The sequence below is a fragment of the Yersinia aldovae ATCC 35236 genome, from assembly GCF_000173735.1.
Taxonomy (GTDB): Bacteria; Pseudomonadota; Gammaproteobacteria; order Enterobacterales; family Enterobacteriaceae; genus Yersinia; species Yersinia aldovae.
In genome coordinates, this window is sequence record NZ_ACCB01000017.1 from 1 (window position 1) to 20248 (window position 20248).

The window sequence follows — 20248 nt, forward strand, 5'->3', positions numbered from 1 at the left end:
TTCAGTTAACTTATTTACACATATCCCCTTCCAACTTGAAGCAGCGATGTTGTCTGTCTACCGACAACGCCAATGACGTTGAGCAGGGTTCCTGACGGTTAATACTCTAACGTGATAATGAGTTAACGCCAATTGCCTTGGATATATTTGTACACTTCATTTTCCGTGGCCTTTCGAGGGCGGTGCCAAAGACGACGAAAGGTGTTAATAAGCGGCAGTTGCGGCGATAACCATTGGAGTGTGCTCATCAACCGGGCAGGCGGTATCTCGCCTGACTGGATTGATAACAAACGTGGCTGAGGTGTGAAGTGGTATGGGGTTATCGGAATATCCATCTGGGCCTTATGGATATTGGCGAAAGGTGGAGGGGAAATATCGCGTTGCCCGGTTAATTAGGCTATCGCGTCGTGACCTAAGGCGATCACCCGCAAGCTTCTTACACCTTGAGCACCGAAAATTAATACCCCTTCAATATCGGCGGTTGCCGAAGGGCCAGTCACTAATACGGCATATTTGGCATCAAAAAATGCGCGGTTACGATAGGCTACATGCAGATCAGGGACAATAGTGGCAATATCCAGTAACACCACCAGATGTTGAGCCAGGTACCCCAGTGAGTTCACACATAACTCCTCCTCACTGAGAAATACTGACCCCGTTTCAGCGACACCAAACCGCCCACGAACAATCGCTACATCAATATCTTTGAGTGATGAAGGTACGGTATTAATAGTAATTTCACGATTTCCCGTGATACCGGCAACCGCAGAGCAAACGCAAGCGTCTGCGGCAAACAATTCCGTAATATAGCGAGTTAAAGCGGCATCATCCGGTTGTGTATGAATAAATGTGGTATCCCATATTCCCCCCATGATTTTGAGCATTTCACCAAATTCATGAGATGAACCAAGTGTGTCTGGCGAAAATGTAGGAATAGCAGGCAGTGGCGTTGCCGGGATCATATGTTGTTTCACCGCGTTCAAGATTTCGCTGCGATCACTCATTTTTATCTCCTGGTTTCTGTCGTTCGGCGAACCAACTATGGAATGTTTTCTGTGGAGACTCGGGCACTTCACGCTCCTCCCCCCAAGCATTTAGTGGGTTATAGAGAATGAATCGAGGGATTTTAGGCAACAGAGTGTTGGCAGTATTGAGCATTTTGCGGTAAAGCACTGGATTAGCCATGACTTTACCCGCCGCTTTCATGGCACTTTTCTTGGCAAAGGGGAGCTTATTATTTGCGGCGACAATTTCACGCCATTTATAGATCTGTTCATGAATGTTAATACGAACGGGGCAAACCTGAGTACAACTGCCGTTGAGTGTCGAAGCAAAGGGCAACGTGCTGTATTTCTTCAGATCCATACTTGGATTGATGATAGCCCCTATCGGCCCGGAATAGACTGCGCCATAACTGATCCCCCCACTGCGACGATATACCGGGCAGGTATTCATGCACGCGCTACAACGGATACATTTTAGCGAGTACCAGAAATCCGTCATTGCCAGCCGCGCGCTACGGCCATTATCCACCAAAATAACGTGCATCTCACCGCCTTGACGCGGCCCACGGAAATGGGAGGTGTACTGGGTAATGGGCGAACCCAGTGCGCTACGTGACAGTAACCGTATGAAAACAGCCAAATCGTCCATCCGAGGCACCACTTTCTCAATGCCCATTGAGACAATATGCAGGTTCGGCACATTTGCGCTGAGGTCTGCATTACCTTCATTAGTGCATACCGTGATACTGCCGGTTTCAGCAACCGCAAAATTACAGCCCGTCATTCCTGCTGTTGCGCTTAAAATCAGTGGCCGGGTGGTTTCACGTTGCTGTTCGGCAAGATAGTAAGGGTCGGTATTATTCGGGTCAGTGTGCAAAGTCCGGGCAAATACTTTGGATACATCTCGCGCCAGTTTATGTACTGCCGGGATAACGATATGGCTCGGCATTTCATCATCCAGCTGCTGTATCCGTTCGCCGAGGTCAGTTTCAACCACCTCAATACCGCGCTGTTCGAGATACGGACGCATCTCACACTCTTCAGTCAGCATCGACTTGCTTTTTACCAGCGTTTTTACCTGATGTTGAGAGAGAATTTGGTGGACGATGTGATTGTGTGATGCGGCATCCTTTGCCCAGTGAACTTTCACTCCGTTAGCCAATGCGTTGCGCTCAAACATCTCAAGGTAATGATCAAGATGAGTCAGCGTATGCTCTTTTATTTCTGATGCCAATGTACGCAGGGTCTGCCATTCAGGAGTGGCTTTCATTTGGGCATCACGTTTTTTACGCAAACCCCACAGACGGTTATCAAGAAATGCCTGATGTTCAGTGGTCGCCAAAAATACGCGAGAACCTTTGACATGATCAATTGCTTTCATGGTCACTCCTCAGGCACTGTCGCCATTGAGAATCTGGGCAATATGGATAAATTTCATATTTAGCCCCATACGCTTTGCACACCCGTTTTGGTGCATAAGGCAAGACATGTCTGCTGACACAATATATTCAGCGCCGACATTGTGGTGGTCAGTCACTTTGTCATAGCCCATTTTCGCGGAGACGGGGGCTTCGGTGACACTGAAAGTTCCACCAAAACCACAGCACTCATCAGGTCTTTCTGGCATCACGAAATCAATACCGTTGACTTTGTTCAGTAGCGCCATTGGCTTGGAGAAATGCACATCGTCAACTTCAGAAATGCTGGCATGTTTGATGCCACGCAGTGCCGAGCAACTGTTATGTAACCCGACTTTGTGAGGGAAATTCGCCCAGGGAAAGTCTTGCACCTTGAGTACGTCATGTAAGAACTCAACCAACTCCCAGACATTGCGACGAACGCGGCGTGTTTCAGGGCTTTGTTCAATTGCAGTAAGGTGCTCGCGAATATGGTGTACACAACTGGCTGAAGGGCCAACAATATAATCATAATCGCTAAAATTACTGACAAATAAGGCTTCAGTACCCGCAGCATCACTGGCACAGCCACTGTTGGCCATCGGCTGTCCACAACAGGTCTGTTGCATAGGATAATCAACCTCACAGCCCAGACGCTCAAGTAATTCGAGTGTGGCAATACCCACTTTTGGGTAAAAAGCATCGATAAAACAAGGGATAAACAGGGCAACTTTCATTTCCGACCTTTCCTGTTTACCCCGCTAATTTGTTGCAATTAACGGGGTATCAAAGAGTGTGGTTTATTGGTATTGCATATAAACGACATGCGTTTGCAGATATTCTTCCAGGCCATGCCGACCATCAGCCCCACCAATACCCGATTTGCGCCATCCGGCATGAAAACCTTGCATGGCTTCAAAATTCTCACGATTAACGTAGGTCTCACCAAATTTCAGATGCTTGATCGCGCTCATGGCGACATTAATATTTTGCGTGAAGATAGAGGATGTCAGGCCATAGTCACTGTCATTTGCCATACCAATCACTTCATCCAGAGTATCGAAGGTGGTGATTGGCAATACCGGGCCGAAGATCTCCTCATGCATGATAGCCATCTCCTGGCGGACGTGGCTCAATACTGTTGGCTGAAAGAAGTAGCCTGTTCGTTGCTCTCGCTTGCCACCGAATACAACCTGAGCACCTTCACTGACGGCCTTAGCCACTTTTTCTTCGACCCGCTGAAGGGCGGCTTCAGAGATCAATGGTCCCATATCAAGCTCACGTTGCTGTGACGGATCACCAAATTTCACTTGTTTGAAAGCAACCAGCAATTTTGACATAAAAGCATCGTAGACCCCCTGTTGGACATAAACACGTTCAGCACAATTACAGACCTGCCCGGTGTTAATCACTCGCGAACTAACAATAGCTTTTACGGCCAAATCCAGATCAGCATCCGCCATCACAATAGCCGGCGCTTTACCGCCTAATTCGAGAGAGACTTTAGTGACATTTGGAGCGCTGGCAAGCAGTGTCTGGACGCCAGCGGTAAGGCTGCCGGTTAAACTGATCATGCCGACATCTTCATGCGATGCCAGGGCTTGCCCCACCACCGGGCCATAGCCAGTAACCAAATTGAAGACACCTTTTGGCAGGCCGATTTCATGTAGGATCTCGGTAAAAATAATGGCACTCAGCGGGGTTAATTCGCTAGGTTTGATCACAATGGTATTCCCGGTGATCAAGGCAGGGGCGGCTTTGCGCGCAATCAAGAAGAACGGAAAATTCCACGGCAAAATACCAACAGTGACGCCAATGGCTTTTTTAAACACAAAAATATGTTCATTTGGACGATCGCTTTGTACTATTTCACCTTCATAACGACGCGCCCATTCAGCCATGTAATCCAAATAATCGGCGGTGAAGAGCACTTCGGTTTGTGCCAATCCATGCGTTTTCCCGCCTTCTGCGATAATGGTTTGAGTAAGTTCGGCCTCACGCGCTCTGACAGCCGATGCTATTTTATGCAGCCAGACACCGCGCTCCACGGCGGGTAGTGCTTCCCAGGCCGGTTGGGCTGCTTTGGCGGCCTTAATAGCCGCTTCAGCCTCTTCTGCTGTACCTTCAGGGATCTGCGCCAAGCGCTGCTCAGTGGCCGGATTGAACACGTCAATCCATTTATCACTGTCATGGGCAATAAATTTCCCGTTGATATACATAGATTTTCTTATTATTGTCATGGAATATTTCTCCGCAGATGTTGTGGGGCACCATTTGTTAATTAATGGGTTGTATTTTGTTAATTTATATCAATGTTACGCATTTGAGCGTTTTATACCTTTCTCTCAGTGCCAGGGACGGGCTTTTTATGGCAGGAATGTCATAGTCGGTTTAACTGATTAACAATATTTATAGATGGTGATATCGACAGTTTTTTAAGCTGAGCGGCGATTAAACAATGTGTTTAAATCAGTGTGAGGAATGATTAGAAAGGAAAATATATTTGCTGATCTTGGTGTTAACCAACAAGAGGCTGTATTGCTTTATGCTGAGGTCATGCGAAATAGATAACACGTTAGCGATAGGTATTACTTAAACGTCGTATATTGGTGCTATTGACTATCTGACTTATCATTTAATCCATTCCTTTTTCTTGAAAGCATCACCGCGATACGCCTTATTTTTACAGAAAAAAAATTAACCTGAGGCGGGCTAATTTTGCACGGCAAAGCCCCGCAGGGTTATCGTCACGCCGAGGTGACAAAATCCGTTGCAGGGATTAGCCGATTGGCATTGACCAAAGCGCACGATCGTAGACACGGCAATCATGCCGCGGGCACAGTGGCTCTGGTAATAATAAGTAAGCAATGGTGAACGAGGCAGAGCATCGCAAGAGGTTCCGGGTTCTTTGGTGACCGGCAGTTCCGGCCTTGTTCAATTCACCCGGCTTAAGAGATTGGCCCTCCAAGGGAGTAATTAATCTCCCCGTCAAAGAGGTTGTCATCGAGGATTCGGCATCCACAGATACACGGGCAAGTTAAAAAGTCTTCACGACTTAAGTCTTTTCTATTTTCCCATCGTGCGGCTACGGTAACGGCCCTCGTTGCTGTCACAAATAAACGTGCAGATACTCCACCAAGCATAGAATGGCCATCGCCTGGCCATAAGGCATGGAGGTGAGGGGTATCTGGCGGTAGTAGTCTGCGTTTTTGCCCATTGCAGTACCGAACGAGACTTGCATCAGCTCACCGTCAGCATTGATCTGTTTAACCACGCCCTGTAGCGCTTTCTCCGCGACCACCAGATACTTGCCATCAATGTAGCGTTTGCGTACCGCCTTTAGGATGCCGAAAGCAAAACCGGCAGAGGAGGAGGACTCCAGATATGATTCAGGATCATCCAGCAGCGTGTGCCACAAGCCACTGTGGTGCTGGCATTGCGCCAACGCCGCCACCTGGCTCTCCAATACCTGGACCAGGAAGCGATGTGTGGCATCGTGTGCCGGTAGATCCAGCAGTTCGAGAAACTCAGGGATGACGATGGTCAGCCAACTGTTACCGCGTGCCCAACGGGCGTTGGCAAAGTTATGTTTCCCTTCGAAGCTCCATCCGTGAAACCACAAACCGCTTTCTCGTTCCATCAAGTACTGAACGTGGATCAAAAACTGATACTTAGCCTCCTCCACATACTGCGGCCGGTTCAGCAGTTTTCCTATTTTGGCCAGCGGTAACACACTCATCATCAGTGTATCGTCCCACAGTTGCTGATGGTTCTCTTCCGCCAAAGTGACGTGCTGCATCCCCCCTCGCTCTGTTCGTGGCATGTCGTACATCAGCCAATCTGCCCAATGCTCCAGATAAGGTAACCAGCGGGCATCGCCTGTTTCCTCATAACGGTAGGCGAGAGTAAGAAACGGGCAGACCGTATTGACATTTTTAGTGGGCGTACCCTCGCTAAAGCGCGCAGTGAACCAGTCGTCAATAATGGCTCGCATTTTTAGGTCGCCGGTCTGGCGGTAATACTGGTTAATGCCGTATAAGCCGATACCGTGCGTCCACTCCCAACCGCCCCAACCTTTGGTATCGATCACACGACCATCGTCAAGACGCAGCAGGAACTCACCAGTTTCATCCGTGATATTGATCAAATTATCCACCAAGCGGCCAATCAATTGATGTAACGCCTGACGGCTGATAAAACGCGCTGGCTGGCGCAGTAACGGGCTGTCTTTTACGGGATATACCAACATAGCGATGTCCTCTTGAACGTTAAGGTTAATGTGTCAGGCTGTCCGCCGTTTGTTGCTCTGGAATACCATTAGGTAATGGCAATGCAGCAGGTTTATTGCGGTTAAGGTAGCCAATATTGTTGTTCCCCCACAGCGATTCATAGGGCATTCCTGCCAACATTTCGACAGTAGCACGCGCCTGTGGCGTGATGTTGGCGGGTACGACATTACCCGCAATACGCATTTTTTCAGTTTCCTGACGCAGCACATTGTGGGTGGCCAGGTTGAGTTTGAAACGTAGCGAGACCGTGAAACCAACTGCCAAAACGGCCAGAGTACCAATGCTTAGAATCATCAAAATGGACTGGCTAACTTCGGGTGTCTGCTGGCCTTGACCGGAAACAAACCCTGACAGCTGCAAGATGATGCCAACCAGAATCACCGCACCGGCCTGCGATGCCTTACGGGTTAGAGTCATTATGCCGGCAAAGATACCTTCACGACGTTGGCCAGTGACCACTTCGTCAACATCGGCGATATAGGTATAGATGTTCCAGGGTACGTAGTTGATACCACCACGCCCTAAACCGGCAAGGCCAGAAACCAGCAACAACAAAGAGAACACATCACTGAGGTTAGCGTAATACAGCACGACGTAGGAGAGGGTTCCCATCCCGAACAGTACAACCACCATGCGGTAAGAAGGGGCGGGACCAAAGCGGATACACAGCGGGATCATGGCGATCACCGCGACGAATTGCATGATGGCCATGACCCCCATCAGGTTGGAGGCAGTGGAGGCACTTTGCATCAACACGAACACCACATAATAGGTGAATACCGCATTGAAAACGTCCTGTGCAATATAACCACCTAGATACATCCCCAAATGCTGACGAAAAATACGGATACGCAGGGTGGAAGACAGCTCAACGTACAGCCGTTTCAGGCTCTGGATCAGCGTGAGTTTCTGTTTCTCGGCCTCCAGCGCAGCGGCAGATTTTTGCTCCGCAGGCCGTTCCCAAGTGAAGAAATAGACTAGCGTCAACACAATGGCGCAGATGATCGAAAACACTAAGCTGGAGTAGAAAAATGAAACGGCATTATCTTTGCCAAAGTAACTGAGCAGAATACCCGGCAAAAACGCGGCAAGAATGGCCGATAATTGTGCCAACGCAATACGCGCACCGGAGAATTTGGTCTTCTGCTTGAAGTCATCAGTCATCTCCGGCACCAGTGTTTCATATGGCACAAGGATCATGGTGTAGACCACATCAAAGAAAAGGTAGGTCAGCAGGTAGTACCAGTAACTCATATCGCCGACCCACATCAGGCTATAGCTAAAGACCAATGGAATACCGAGCAGGATAAAAAACTTACGACGGCCGAAGCGTTTACCCAGCCAGGTAGAACCAAAGTTGTCCGTCAGATACCCCATCAACGGGCTGACAATGGCATCGAGCACCCTTGCCATCGCAAAGATAAAGGTGGCTTCGATTGGGCTTAGCCCACAGAACGTAGTATAGAAATACAGTAGCCAGGCAGCAGTAAGTGCCGTGGTACCCGCACCGAGAAAATCCCCAGAACCGTAGGCAAGATAGTTAGATAAGCCTATTTTACGTGTTTTCATTGTTGCCATCCCCATAGCCACAGACATCACGTGTTATCTTCCCCGCAATATGCTGGGAATATCTGCAACATACCGCCACGACTGAGGGAACACCTTTGTGTTTTTGCCAGTTATTGCGCACCTGTGGCAAAGATAAAAAGGATTGGCCGATCAATATCTCTAATTTTATAAAACACTGTTTTATTTTTATGCGTTAATCAACCGTTTCCGCTCAGTCTTTGACAAGATGGGATGCCATTATTGCTGCGTGGGGAGGTGGGATCGGCATACCCCTTGCCACTGAGTGGTGGTTATGTGCCAGCCAAGTGCCACGCAGCCAGATCCGATAGGAACGCGAAATACGCACTCTATTGAACCGCAATTGAACAGTTTGAACGTGCTATAAGAGAATTCAGATGTGCTGGCGCTGGCGTTGATAAGTCAGTGGCAGACAGCCTTCGGTCAACAATTGGATGGACAATTATTGCCATTCAATGATGTTATCGATTAATGATATTTCGCCAAAACTATCCCGCTATATCAAGTCCTGAAAGAAAATCGCTCTAGCCAGAGGGATATAAAAGATGACCATAGTCCAAGCCCTTTTCTCAGGATTAGACCGTTGAAAGGCTGATTCTCAGAAAAACCAAGATCCCATTGTTAATGCAATCACCCATACTCATCAATATGACTGATATTATTATCAATACAGCCTGACATCATGGCGTCTTCTACCGATTTGAATGATCCCTACACCTCAGCAAAAATGAGGTCTAAACTTATCACTATCTATTATTTACAACAGTGTCAGTTGAACTGCATAACATTATTATCGGCACATTTATTGAGCGAAAATTATATTTTTGGCATTCAGTTAACATATTGAATATTCTATTAATTTATAAATTCTCACTAACACCAATAAAAATTAGGCATAGGTTAGTGACATTAGTGAACACATTGAGCGAAATACACACCTACTCTTTATATTACCTTTACTTCGCTGAATGTTCCTTTACCCAATACAAGGCGCTCCTATGATCAATCCTACGAAAACATTTGATAAGTTCAACTCTCCGGATTACACGTCCCACTTGCGCAGTCATATCCAAGGCGCTGAAGACCATCTAAAAAATGATTCAAATGAACTACGTCAATGCTCACCAGAACAAATTCTATATGGCGAATACCAAAATGCTAATGCGCCACATGGCCCGGTTTTGTATGCTGCTAAAGGTGAGCACTGGAACGGGGTGTCACCAAAATTCCTTGAGTTTATTAATACTTTCAAATTATCACGCGAGCAAATGGGATATGCGGAATGTGGCTATGGAATCCAGAAGCACCGTAGTTTTATGCGACAACTCATTGAGCGTGAACATCATCTAACTGACCGCCTTTCACCTGGTGAATTGGACATTGATGTTGGCTGTTTTGCTACGACAACACGGCTGGCGATGTACGATCTGGCCAAGGTGGCTATACGTTATGCACGCGAGAAGTACCCCCATCTATCGCCAGTAGCGCTTGTTCCTACCCCAGGCTGGGATTATCGTGGAATTCTTAAAGATGTCGGTTTTGAAGTCGCCTACTTACCTATCGAACCCAAAAACGGGTGGCTTCCAGACCTTGAACAATGGGCGCATATCGTTAATGAACTTTGCGCCGCTGGCAAGCATATTGCTTTTGCCGTCTCAAACCCACAACACAACCCGACAGGAAAACAGTGGCCAACCACGGTTACCCAATATTTATTAAACCTGTGCTTACAAGAAGATGCCTATCTGTTGTTGGACGATGCCTACTATTGCGTACACGACCCACGCGTACCTGTTGTTAATCATCTTAAATCGATCCTCAATAGTTTTGATCAAAACAGCGGTATTAATGCGCTGGCTGAGTCGGGGATGTTCGAACGCTGGATAGCGACCAGACCGTTCGGCAAGCAATTTAGTTGTAATTCTATGGGGGTTGCCGCTATCACGACATCGCCCAAGTTGTTACGACAACTCAACCGGGAATCGTGGGTAAATCGCTACCATACCAATACCCACAACGCCGAGATTATGTGTGCCTGGCTTGAGACGCCAGATGCGGCTGATTGGACGATTGAGACTGGCTTATTTTATACGCGCCAGAAAAAGCTCGTTCAAACGTACCTGAAAGAAACCCTGGGATGGCCGGATGATGGTGTATGTGTCGGGCCATCGACCTCTTACATGTTGATCAAAATTCCGAAGATATATCAAGGATCGCTAAGCAGTATTGATAAGTTTCGAGATGACCTCTTCTACGCCACAGGTACGCTGGTTTCTGCATCCCTATTCAACCAATATCAAGCAGAGAAAATCCCGTTTGTCCGCCTGCACTTGGGCAGTCACCCCGACGTTATTGAGGAGTTTCTGAGTCGTTGGCAGAGGGCGGGGTTACATTATGATCAGGAGCAGATGCTTCCTGGAAAATCAGCCATGCAAAAGCCTCTCTCCCCGCAGAGAATGCGGACTTGCGTATAGATGAGACATATTTGTTGTAAATAATTCACAGCAAGATAATTTCTACTCAGAACCGTTAGAAAAAGTTAAATGTCGCATTTTAAGCTTCAAATCCAATGAGGCTATAAAAAGCCGGTTATCCATCAAATGCGCCGGAGAATAAACCGGTGAAGCCAGGGGCCAGCGAGCACCTTGGCAAGCAATAGCCCCCTTAGCGACGGCACACGTCGCTAAGGTGTAAAACACCACACCAGCGGCAGGCCGAATAGTAAAGCAACATCCTATAAATAAACGCATACCTTCGCTGGGCGCTTTAGCAAAGAATACAGCGATAAATTGAATTGATTACGGCAACAATCATGTCAAAACACGGAGTTTCGGTGAATGATTGAATAAAGCGAACATTAGGAAAACTGGGAATTCACTCTCTCACAGAACAAAACCAGCGGCTTAATTCCGCTCGCGGTTTTTGCCTAAAGGTGAGAGAAAAATTAAATTCAGTACACTCGCCATCGGTTCTGCCAATCAACTGGCGGTACTGCCAATCAGGATTCATTTCAGCGTTGAACGCCTTTTCTGGTCGCCCATAAACCACACTTTCAATGTGCTGATGAAGCAGTGTCCAGGCTTGACGCTGTTGCCATAACGATGAAAAACCCTGTAAGAGTGCCTGATGATATTGCAACAACCCCAGTAATGAAATGGAGAAAAATAGCGCTGCAACTAAGGCTTCAGGTAAGCTAAATCCGTATTGATGACACTGCTGGCATTTAATCCCCCTTCTCACTGGCCGTTGCTGGTTTCGAGTTGCGATGATTAATAAAGACAAAATTGTTCATCCTTGTTCGGGCAAAAATCCAGCCATCCATTAGGCACTTTAGTTAATTGATAGCTACCCTTACGCTCGATGACCGCATCCATGCTGACGCGTTGATAAAGTATTAAAGGTGAGTTCCCCGCAAAGGGGAGGCTCTCACCCCTTAGGATAAAAGAATCAGCCAGTGATGAAGGCTTAATGCAGGCGGTTAAGCCATACCCCCGATGTACCATACAATGCCATGCAGCACCCGCTGGCCAAGGTATTGTCACCGCCCAATATTGACTCACCCCCCAATTTAGTGATGAAGCAGCCTGCTGATAAGCACGTAAATACTGCTGTTCTTCCATTGTGATTTTCTGAATATTATCTAACTGACGTTGTGAAGCCGATAACACAAACAGGCCAAGAGTGAAAAGTGCCACCACCGCAGCCAATGAACTACTCCCCCGCTCATACTGCTGATTCATAAATTATTACCGCGCACGAGATGGGTAATCTGATAACGAATGGCAGGATTACCTGTCTTTTGCCCAGCCAGGCGAACGCTGAAAAACGTGCCGGTGTCTGAAGGTTGCCTGGATAGATAGTTGACTGAAAAATGCGTTACAGTCACTTCCTGCGGGTCAAATAACCGCTCCCAACCACTGCCATGACAATTCAGTTCACCTCGCTGGCCTTCCAGTGCCCGATTACGCAGGCGATAGCCAAAATATTCGGATTCTTGATGTTTCGCGCCCTCCCATCGGCCATTACGGTTGAGGTCATAAGCTACGATCACGCAAGAATCCTTCATTTCGCCCAAATAATTTCCCGTCGTCACAGCATTGCCCAAACACTCGCCGCGGCAAAACCCCGCCCTGTGTATGTCTTTTTCCAATACAGCAATCACCTGCCTCATCACCAACTCCAGACGATAGTGGTGTTGTAGCATCGATACTTGCTTGAGTAATTTGGGAAAAACCTGAGTAGCACTTAACACGATCAAACTACCAATACTTAATGCCAGCATCACTTCTGGTAGAGAAAAACCCATCGCAGGAATTCCAACTTTTCTGACTATTTTTGGCATAAACGAATTCCGCCAAGTGCTTTCCCCTCACTACACAACCTCATCCTCCCACGGGCAGAGATTACCAGACGGATTCTCCCTACTGGGTTACTCAGTATGATGCTGCCTGCTTGTGCAGTGTTACGCACACCATAAAAACCCATCTCTTTTTGCATCAAACTCGAGATAACGACATCAGGATAAGGAGGAGTAAATACGGTGTTTGTTGTTAAAGAACAGGGCAATATCGGTTTATCTCCGCTACCTAAGCACCCTTGCCCACTCTGTTGTACCCATAATAATGCAGTACGGTTACTACGATGAGCTTGTGCCTGTAAGTGCGTTAAGAAACCCAGTAATTGACGTGCGCTATCAGCTAGCCTTTCCCGTTGACGATAATGATGCCAACTTTGTGATGCCCATACCGCCATACTGCCAACCAGAGCAATAACCAACAGCAGTTCAATCAGGGTGATACCTTGTTGTTTTACAATAGAATAACCTTGTGTAAGAGGTGTTCTATTTAATCTTATGTTCGTTTTCATACCACGAGTTTACGTGGCTGGATTTTTAGGTCGATAGGCTAATAACGAGAGCTGGAAGGGTTACGCAAAATTTTATTTACAAATACATAAATGCAAAACTCTATGCGGCATGGTTCGCATATTTTATCGTGTCAAAGATTGCCGTAAGAAATAGATTGCGGTGAGAAATATATTAGCAATGAAACAGCAGGTTATTATATTCAAAAGTAAACCGGAGCCATTGTGGCTCCGGTGTAGGACTAAATTGCAATCGGCGCTTTAATACCAGGGTGAGGGTCATACCCTTCAATTTCAAAATCGTCGAAACGATAATCAAACAATGAATCGGGTTTACGTTTGATGATAAGTTTCGGCAATGCCCGTGGCTCACGGCTTAGTTGCAGATGAGTTTGCTCAATGTGGTTGCTGTATAAGTGCGTATCGCCCCCCGTCCAGACGAAATCACCAACGTCCAAATCACATTGCTGCGCCATCATATGAACCAACAAGGCATAGCTGGCAATGTTAAATGGCAAGCCGAGGAACACATCACAAGAGCGTTGATACAACTGGCAAGACAGCTTTCCATCAGCAACATAGAACTGGAAGAAGGCATGACACGGTGCCAAAGCCATTTGGTCCAGTTCGCCCACATTCCACGCCGAAACGATGATACGGCGAGAGTCTGGATCTTGCTTTAACTGTTTGACCACGTTACTCAGTTGGTCAATCTGGCGACCATCAGCAGCGCCCCAAGCGCGCCATTGCTTACCATAAACCGGGCCAAGGGAGCCGTTCTCGTCAGCCCACTCATCCCAAATCGAGACGTTATTCTCTTTCAAATAAGCAATATTGGTATCGCCATTAAGGAACCATAACAGCTCATGAATGATTGAACGCAAATGGCAACGCTTGGTGGTCACCAACGGAAAGCCGTCTTGTAAATTGAAACGCATCTGATGCCCAAAAATCGACAGCGTCCCAGTCCCGGTACGGTCTGCTTTAGGGGTGCCTTCTTCCAGCACTTTTTTCATCAAATCCAGATACTGTTTCATATTACCTCACGAAAGTTGTTGCGCAGGGCGGCGATACGCCCAAATCATCATAATAATACCGGCCAGAATCATAGGCACAGACAGGAGCTGCCCCATGCTGATCACGCCGTCGAACAAGCCGAGTTGTGCATCTGGCTGGCGGAAATACTCCACAACAATACGGAACACACCATAACCTATCAGGAACAAGCCCGAAACACTGCCCATTGGACGCGGCTTGCGGATAAATAGATTCAGGATAATAAACAGCACCACCCCTTCAAGAATCATTTCATACAGTTGTGAAGGATGACGCGGCAATACACCGTATTGATTGAATATCGCCTGCCATTTAGCCGGATCAGCCGCAACCATCGCAATATCTTCGCTACGGGAGGTTGGGAACAGCATCGCCCACGGCGTATCCGTTGTGACCCGGCCCCACAACTCACCATTAATAAAGTTACCCAAGCGCCCAGCCCCTAAGCCGAAAGGAATAAGAGGAGCAATGAAATCAGCCACCTGGAAAAAGTTACGTTTAGTGCGGCGGGCGAACCATAACATGACGCAAATGACACCGATCAAGCCACCGTGGAATGACATGCCGCCATCCCATACTTTAAACAGATAAAGTGGATTATCGAGGAACATCGGCAGGTTATAGAACAAGACATAACCGACACGGCCGCCGACAAAGACGCCAAGGAAGCCAGCATACAGCAGATTCTCGACTTCTTCTTTGGTCCAACCGCTGCCGGGTTTATTCGCCCGACGAACCGCTAACCACATCGCGAAGACAAAACCCACCAGATACATCAGGCCATACCAATGGAGTGAAACCGGGCCAATCGAGAAAATGACCGGATCGAATTTAGGAAACGCCAGATAGCTATTGATCATCTATCACCACGATGTTGATTGTTTTATGGAAATTATTGTTCCTGCCCGTTAGGGCTATAGGTTGCGCATAATAGCATAGGCTGGGGCCACTCAGGGGAGCACCCTTAGGTAAAGTTCTGTAACATTACTTCCCGCCACGGATCAAGCCGCCTAAGCCCCTACGCTCCATAAATGCTGCGGTTAAATGACGCACATCGGTGGTCATTTGCGCGGCCAAGACTCGCTCGACTAATGCCTCAGCATCGGCCAACTCTATATTACGTAATAGATATTTGATGCGTGCCACGCTGCGCCCGTTCATGCTGAGGTTACGATACCCCAGACCAACCAGCAGCAATGCGCCCATCGGATCGCCGGCCATTTCGCCACACAGACTCACCTGTAAACCCGATTGGGTTGCCTGTGTCAGAATATGTTTGAGCACTTGTAGCATTGCCGGGTGCAGGTTGTCATACAGCGAAGCGACACGGGTATTATTGCGGTCCACGGCCAATAGATATTGCGTTAAATCGTTGGTGCCGACCGAGATAAAATCGACCCGAGATTTCAGATAAGGCAGCATAAAGATCATCGCGGGCACTTCAATCATCACGCCCAATTTAGGTTGTGGCAGCTCATAACCGAGGACTTCCTGCACTTCACGACCTGCCCGGTCAATCAGGCGTTTCGCTTCATCGACCTCTTCCAGGCTGGTAATCATCGGCAATAAAATACCCAGATTACCGGTTCCCGCATTGGCACGCAGCATCGCCCTGACCTGAATCAAGAAGATCTCAGGCTGATCGAGTGTGACTCGAATCCCCCGCCATCCCAGACACGGGTTTTCTTCGCTGATAGGCATATAAGGCAGTTGCTTATCTGCGCCGATATCCAGCGTTCGCAATGTCACCGGCTTGTGGGGATATAGCTGTAACATGCCTTGATACTGCGCAACTTGCTCTTCTTCTGACGGGAAACCGCTTTGCAGCATAAACGGGATTTCGGTGCGGTAAAGACCCACACCATCAACCCGCCCACCCAACAGTTGTTCATGTTCCGGGCTAAGACCGGCGTTCAGCAACACTTGTATCCGCTCGCCACTTTTCAGTGCTGCGGGCTGTTCAACATCATCTTCAGCCAGTTTACTAAGTTCTATCTCTTCCGTGACCAGCCGTTGATACTCTTTGACCAGCACCGGTTCAGGATCAACCAGCACCTCGCCACGATAGCCATCAACAATCAATAACCGCTGATTGAGCAACGCTGGCTGAATATCCGCCCCCATCACGGTCGGAATGCCCATTGCACGCACTAAAATGGCGGCGTGCGAGTTAGCCGCACCGTCGCGTACCACCACACCGGCCAGACGATCTTGTGGTACTTCGGCCAATAGGGTGGCAGTCAGCTCATCAGCTACCAGAATAAAACGTGCGGGCCATTGGCTGGCACCGGAAGTACTGTCATCGAGGTGGAATAACAAACGCTGCCCTAAGGCCCGCAGATCACTGGCACGCTCGCGCATGTAGGTGTCTTGCAGGCTGGCAAATTGTGCAGCAAATTGCTCAACGACTTGTTTTACCGCCCATTCAGCGACCGAACCGGTGTCAATTTGTGCGAAAAGTTCACGCTTGAGGCGAGCATCATTTAACAAGTGGGAATAGAGATCGAAAATCGCCGCGCTCTCTTTTTGTGAGCTGGCAGCAAAGCGCTTACTGAAGCGGCGGAATTCGGCCGCAGCCTCTTCCAAAGCCTGGGTTAAGCGTTCACGTTCTTGGGCGGTATCAAGGGTTGAAGCCTCATAAACCAAATCGAGGGAAGGTTGCGAAGTATCCTGCCAGCCTTCAGCCACCGCAACACCAGGAGCCGCAGCCAGTGCGCGAATTCGTGTTTGACGATATTGACCAAAAATAGCATTAAGCTGAGATTGAGAAAGAATGCCTGCCAGCTGTGTTGCCAGCGTGACCATAAACGACTCTTCACTCTCATCAAACTGACGATGTTCACGTTGCTGCACCACCAGCACACCAAGCAACTGGCGGCGATAGATAATAGGCACCCCGAGAAACGCCCGGAAGCGATCCTCTTTAACTTGCGGCACATATTTAAAGCTGGGGTGGCTCTGTGCATCAGCGAGGTTTATTGGCTCGGCCAAACGCCCCACAAGCCCGACGATCCCTTCGTCAAAAGCCAATGTAATGGTGCGACCACGGGGCTTTTTCAAACCCCGTGTCGCCATCAGGTAGTAACAACGGCGGTCATTATCTGCCAGATAAATCGAGCAAACTTCCGTGTCCATCGCCAGACAGGTTTCATTGACCAATAGCTCTAACGCATCCGTTAGGCTGGTTGCCATCGCCACTTTCTCAACTATTTCTCGCAAACGCGTCAGCATGATCGGCTTAACTTAACCTCTTTTACGGCGATACGCAGGCGGCACTCGTGGCGGAGCGACCTCCTGCACAGGCATTACGGTTGCAGCAAACTCTTTCATCACACGACGATAAACATCACGTTTAAAAGAGACCACCTGACGCACCGGATACCAATAACTGACCCAGCGCCAGCCATCAAATTCCGGGGTACTGCTACGCTGCATGTTGATATCGGCTTCATTACACATTAACTGTAGTAGAAACCATCGCTGTTTTTTGGCCGATGCATACCGGCTTTGTATCCCAACGCACCAAACGCTTGGGTAATTTGTAACGCAACCAGTTACGGGTTGAAGCCAGAATTCGGACGTCCTTTTTATTCAGTCCAACTTCTTCAAAAAGTTCACGGTACATTGCCTGTTCTGGTGTTTCACCGGGGTTTATCCCCCCTTGAGGAAACTGCCAAGAGTGCTGACCGTAACGCCTCGCCCACAACACTTCTCCCTGCCGATTACAAATTACGATACCCACGTTCGGGCGGTAGCCATCATCATCGATCACCGGACTACCTCGAAAACTTAAAACTTAAAGATGCTCTGATTGTTTCACACTAGCAACAGGCGGTAAACCACTGGTTATCAGCCAGCCAGACCTGATAACTTTGGGATAACTCACAGATATTAGCAAAGTTATGAACACCCAAAGGATTACACACGCCATTTTATTCACTTTTTCTGTGGATATAGGTGTGCAGAACTCCAGGGAAAGGCAGGTACAACTCATTCTAAAGTTAAAAAACTAAAAAAATAAACGGAAAAAATAAATGATTAATTTCAACAAAATAACAGGTTTCCCACAGGTTTCCACAGAGAAAAAATGTGATCTATATCCGTTTAGGATCTGACGTTGGCTAAAGATCCAGCAATGCGGTTTTTATCCACAGATAATGCATCGAAGTTATGCAAAAAAGAGTAAAACTCGCAAAAAAAGCGGTCGTCAAGGCTGTAAATTGAACCAGTGATCGCAATTTACTGAGGTTATCCCATAAATCTGTGGATAAATAGGTGTAAGATCCTGTTCATTGTTACTGTCAGCAGGTGTACAAGATAATCAAAATAAAAAGATCTCCCCAGCCAAAGGACAGAAAACTTACGTTAAATCATGCTATTATTAGTTTCTACTGTCCTAAACAACAATACATATACCATCACTTTTAATTCAGCTCATTTTTTAACCAATTTTAACAGGTTTCGACAAATGTCTGTTTATTCACTGCCTCCAGCCCCACCCACTAATGAACATCAACTTTTTCAACGTGCTGAGGCATTATCAGGTTTTACTCTCGGCGAATTGGCAACCAGAGCGGGTTGGAACATTCCGGCGGATTTAAAACGGGTAAAAGGTTGGGTGGGTATGCTGCTGGAGTTCTATCTCGGGGCCAGCGCGGGCAGTAAACCTGAACAGGATTTTGCCGATATCGGTATTGAGCTGAAAACCATCCCTATCAGCGCTCAGGGCAAACCACTGGAAACCACTTTCGTTTGTGTCGCCCCACTAACCGGTAATAGCGGCGTGACTTGGGAAAGCAGCCATGTTCGACATAAACTGGCCAGGGTCTTATGGGTGCCGGTAGAAGGAGAGCGGCTGATTCCTTTAGCACAACGGCGGGTCGGTGCTCCCTTGCTGTGGAGCCCCAGCGCGCAAGAAGAGGAGCTGCTGCGCCGCGATTGGGAAGAGTTAATGGATCTTATCGTTTTAGGCAAAGTAGAAAGCATCACAGCCCGTCATGGCGAAGTTCTACAATTAAGGCCCAAAGCCGCTAATAGCCGCGCACTGACAGAGGCTATCGGCGAGCACGGTCAGCCGATCATGACCTTACCGCGTGGTTTTTATCTGAAGAAAACCTTTACCGGCCCGATGCTGGCTAGGCACTTTTTGCTTTAACAGACAAATCTGGTTATTCCGATTAATGAATAAACGCGTATAATCGCTTTTTATATTTCTGGGTTTCCGTAAGGTAAAAGGCGCAATGTTTGAATGGATTGCCGATCCAAATGCCTGGTTGGCGCTAGGTACACTGACTATCCTCGAGATCGTTCTTGGCATAGACAATATTATTTTCCTTTCTTTAGTGGTCGCAAAATTACCTAAAGCACAGCAAAACAAAGCCCGCCGTATTGGTTTGGCTGGTGCGATGCTGATGCGTTTGGCATTACTGGCTTCAATTGCCTGGGTTATCCGCTTGACCGAACCGCTGTTTACTGTGGCTGGTCATGGTATCTCCATGCGGGACTTAATCCTGCTGCTGGGGGGGCTATTCCTTATCTGGAAAGCCAGCAAAGAAATTCATGAGACGATTGAGGGCAGCGATACTGAACACACCAGTAATGTTAACTCGTTCTTTGCCGCCATTGTGCAAATTATGCTGCTGGATATCATCTTCAGCCTTGATTCTGTGATAACCGCGGTTGGGCTGTCAGACCATCTGTTTATTATGATGGCGGCGGTGATTATCTCAGTAGGTGTGATGATGTTTGCTGCCAGGCCGATTGGTGAGTTTGTCAATCGCCACCCGTCAGTTAAGATGCTGGCACTCTCTTTCCTGATTCTGGTCGGCTTTACGCTGATGTTAGAAAGTTTCCAGATCCACATTCCAAAAGGTTACATTTATTTCGCCATGTTCTTCTCAATGGGTGTTGAAACCCTGAACCTGATGCGCGGAAAAAAGAATAAACCTACTGATAAAAAAGCATAATGACCACCGGGTGCGGTTCACTGCACCCGTTTCTCACTTTTTCTGTACTTTTGTCAGGCACTCTTCCCCCTGCCGCAGCGCTTCGT

Annotated in this window: 16 protein-coding genes and 1 pseudogene; 3 read left to right on the forward strand and 14 right to left on the reverse strand. The window is 47.8% G+C overall.

Going from position 1 to position 20248, the window contains the following annotated elements:
• Positions 1-392: 392 nt before the first annotated feature.
• The 6 genes from YALDO0001_RS09740 to YALDO0001_RS09765 form a co-directional block, all read right to left on the reverse strand.
• On the reverse strand, positions 393-1004 hold the full coding sequence (locus YALDO0001_RS09740; RefSeq protein WP_042839679.1) for a LutC/YkgG family protein: 612 nt from the start codon (positions 1002-1004) through the stop codon (positions 393-395).
• Positions 997-2385 (reverse strand): lactate utilization protein B, encoded by a 1389-nt coding sequence (locus YALDO0001_RS09745; protein ID WP_042839681.1) that lies wholly within the window; start codon positions 2383-2385, stop codon positions 997-999. Before YALDO0001_RS09745 ends, YALDO0001_RS09740 begins: the two co-directional genes overlap by 8 nt.
• Before the next feature lie 9 nt (positions 2386-2394).
• Positions 2395-3138, reverse strand: a complete 744-nt coding sequence (locus tag YALDO0001_RS09750) for a (Fe-S)-binding protein (RefSeq protein WP_004702541.1) — start codon at positions 3136-3138, stop codon at positions 2395-2397.
• 63 nt (positions 3139-3201) lie between these two features.
• The gene (gene aldA, locus YALDO0001_RS09755; protein WP_042839683.1) at positions 3202-4641 is read right to left on the reverse strand and encodes an aldehyde dehydrogenase; all 1440 of its coding nucleotides are present in this window, start codon (positions 4639-4641) and stop codon (positions 3202-3204) included.
• Between the two features lie 869 nt (positions 4642-5510).
• Positions 5511-6650, reverse strand: a complete 1140-nt coding sequence (gene bglB, locus YALDO0001_RS09760) for a beta-galactosidase BglB (protein ID WP_004702547.1) — start codon at positions 6648-6650, stop codon at positions 5511-5513.
• 25 nt (positions 6651-6675) lie between these two features.
• On the reverse strand, positions 6676-8259 hold the full coding sequence (locus tag YALDO0001_RS09765) for an MFS transporter (protein WP_042548547.1): 1584 nt from the start codon (positions 8257-8259) through the stop codon (positions 6676-6678).
• A gap of 1016 nt (positions 8260-9275) precedes the next feature.
• Here YALDO0001_RS09765 and YALDO0001_RS09770 point away from each other — a divergent pair.
• The gene (locus tag YALDO0001_RS09770) at positions 9276-10751 is read left to right on the forward strand and encodes a pyridoxal phosphate-dependent aminotransferase (RefSeq protein ID WP_049596080.1); all 1476 of its coding nucleotides are present in this window, start codon (positions 9276-9278) and stop codon (positions 10749-10751) included.
• 400 nt (positions 10752-11151) lie between these two features.
• Here YALDO0001_RS09770 and YALDO0001_RS09775 read toward each other — a convergent pair whose 3' ends face one another.
• The 8 genes and pseudogenes from YALDO0001_RS09775 to rppH form a co-directional block, all read right to left on the reverse strand.
• Positions 11152-11517 carry a prepilin-type N-terminal cleavage/methylation domain-containing protein gene (locus YALDO0001_RS09775; RefSeq protein WP_004702554.1) on the reverse strand — a complete coding sequence of 122 codons (366 nt, stop codon included), beginning with the start codon at positions 11515-11517 and terminating at the stop codon, positions 11152-11154.
• Positions 11518-11546: 29 nt separating this feature from the next.
• The gene (locus tag YALDO0001_RS09780; protein WP_042839684.1) at positions 11547-12017 is read right to left on the reverse strand and encodes a YgdB family protein; all 471 of its coding nucleotides are present in this window, start codon (positions 12015-12017) and stop codon (positions 11547-11549) included.
• Positions 12014-12619 (reverse strand): prepilin peptidase-dependent protein, encoded by a 606-nt coding sequence (locus tag YALDO0001_RS09785; RefSeq protein WP_042839686.1) that lies wholly within the window; start codon positions 12617-12619, stop codon positions 12014-12016. The genes YALDO0001_RS09780 and YALDO0001_RS09785 overlap by 4 nt, the downstream gene beginning before the upstream one ends.
• Positions 12607-13143, reverse strand: a complete 537-nt coding sequence (locus tag YALDO0001_RS09790; protein WP_004702558.1) for a prepilin peptidase-dependent protein — start codon at positions 13141-13143, stop codon at positions 12607-12609. Before YALDO0001_RS09790 ends, YALDO0001_RS09785 begins: the two co-directional genes overlap by 13 nt.
• A gap of 239 nt (positions 13144-13382) precedes the next feature.
• Positions 13383-14177: a thymidylate synthase gene (thyA, locus tag YALDO0001_RS21070; protein ID WP_004702561.1), complete on the reverse strand. Its 795-nt coding sequence runs from the start codon at positions 14175-14177 to the stop codon at positions 13383-13385.
• 6 nt (positions 14178-14183) lie between these two features.
• Complete coding sequence (lgt, locus tag YALDO0001_RS21075; RefSeq protein WP_004702563.1) at positions 14184-15056, reverse strand: prolipoprotein diacylglyceryl transferase; 873 nt, start codon at positions 15054-15056, stop codon at positions 14184-14186.
• 124 nt (positions 15057-15180) lie between these two features.
• Positions 15181-17427 carry a phosphoenolpyruvate--protein phosphotransferase gene (gene ptsP, locus YALDO0001_RS09805; protein ID WP_004702565.1) on the reverse strand — a complete coding sequence of 749 codons (2247 nt, stop codon included), beginning with the start codon at positions 17425-17427 and terminating at the stop codon, positions 15181-15183.
• A gap of 12 nt (positions 17428-17439) precedes the next feature.
• A pseudogene (rppH, locus tag YALDO0001_RS09810) lies at positions 17440-17968 on the reverse strand (RNA pyrophosphohydrolase).
• A 696-nt stretch (positions 17969-18664) separates the two neighbouring features.
• Between rppH and mutH the strand changes: the two are divergent.
• Both mutH and YALDO0001_RS09825 read left to right on the forward strand, forming a co-directional pair.
• Positions 18665-19351 carry a DNA mismatch repair endonuclease MutH gene (gene mutH / locus YALDO0001_RS09820; RefSeq protein ID WP_004702570.1) on the forward strand — a complete coding sequence of 229 codons (687 nt, stop codon included), beginning with the start codon at positions 18665-18667 and terminating at the stop codon, positions 19349-19351.
• Between the two features lie 85 nt (positions 19352-19436).
• Positions 19437-20162: a TerC family protein gene (locus YALDO0001_RS09825; RefSeq protein ID WP_004702572.1), complete on the forward strand. Its 726-nt coding sequence runs from the start codon at positions 19437-19439 to the stop codon at positions 20160-20162.
• The last annotated feature ends 86 nt before the right edge of the window (positions 20163-20248 follow it).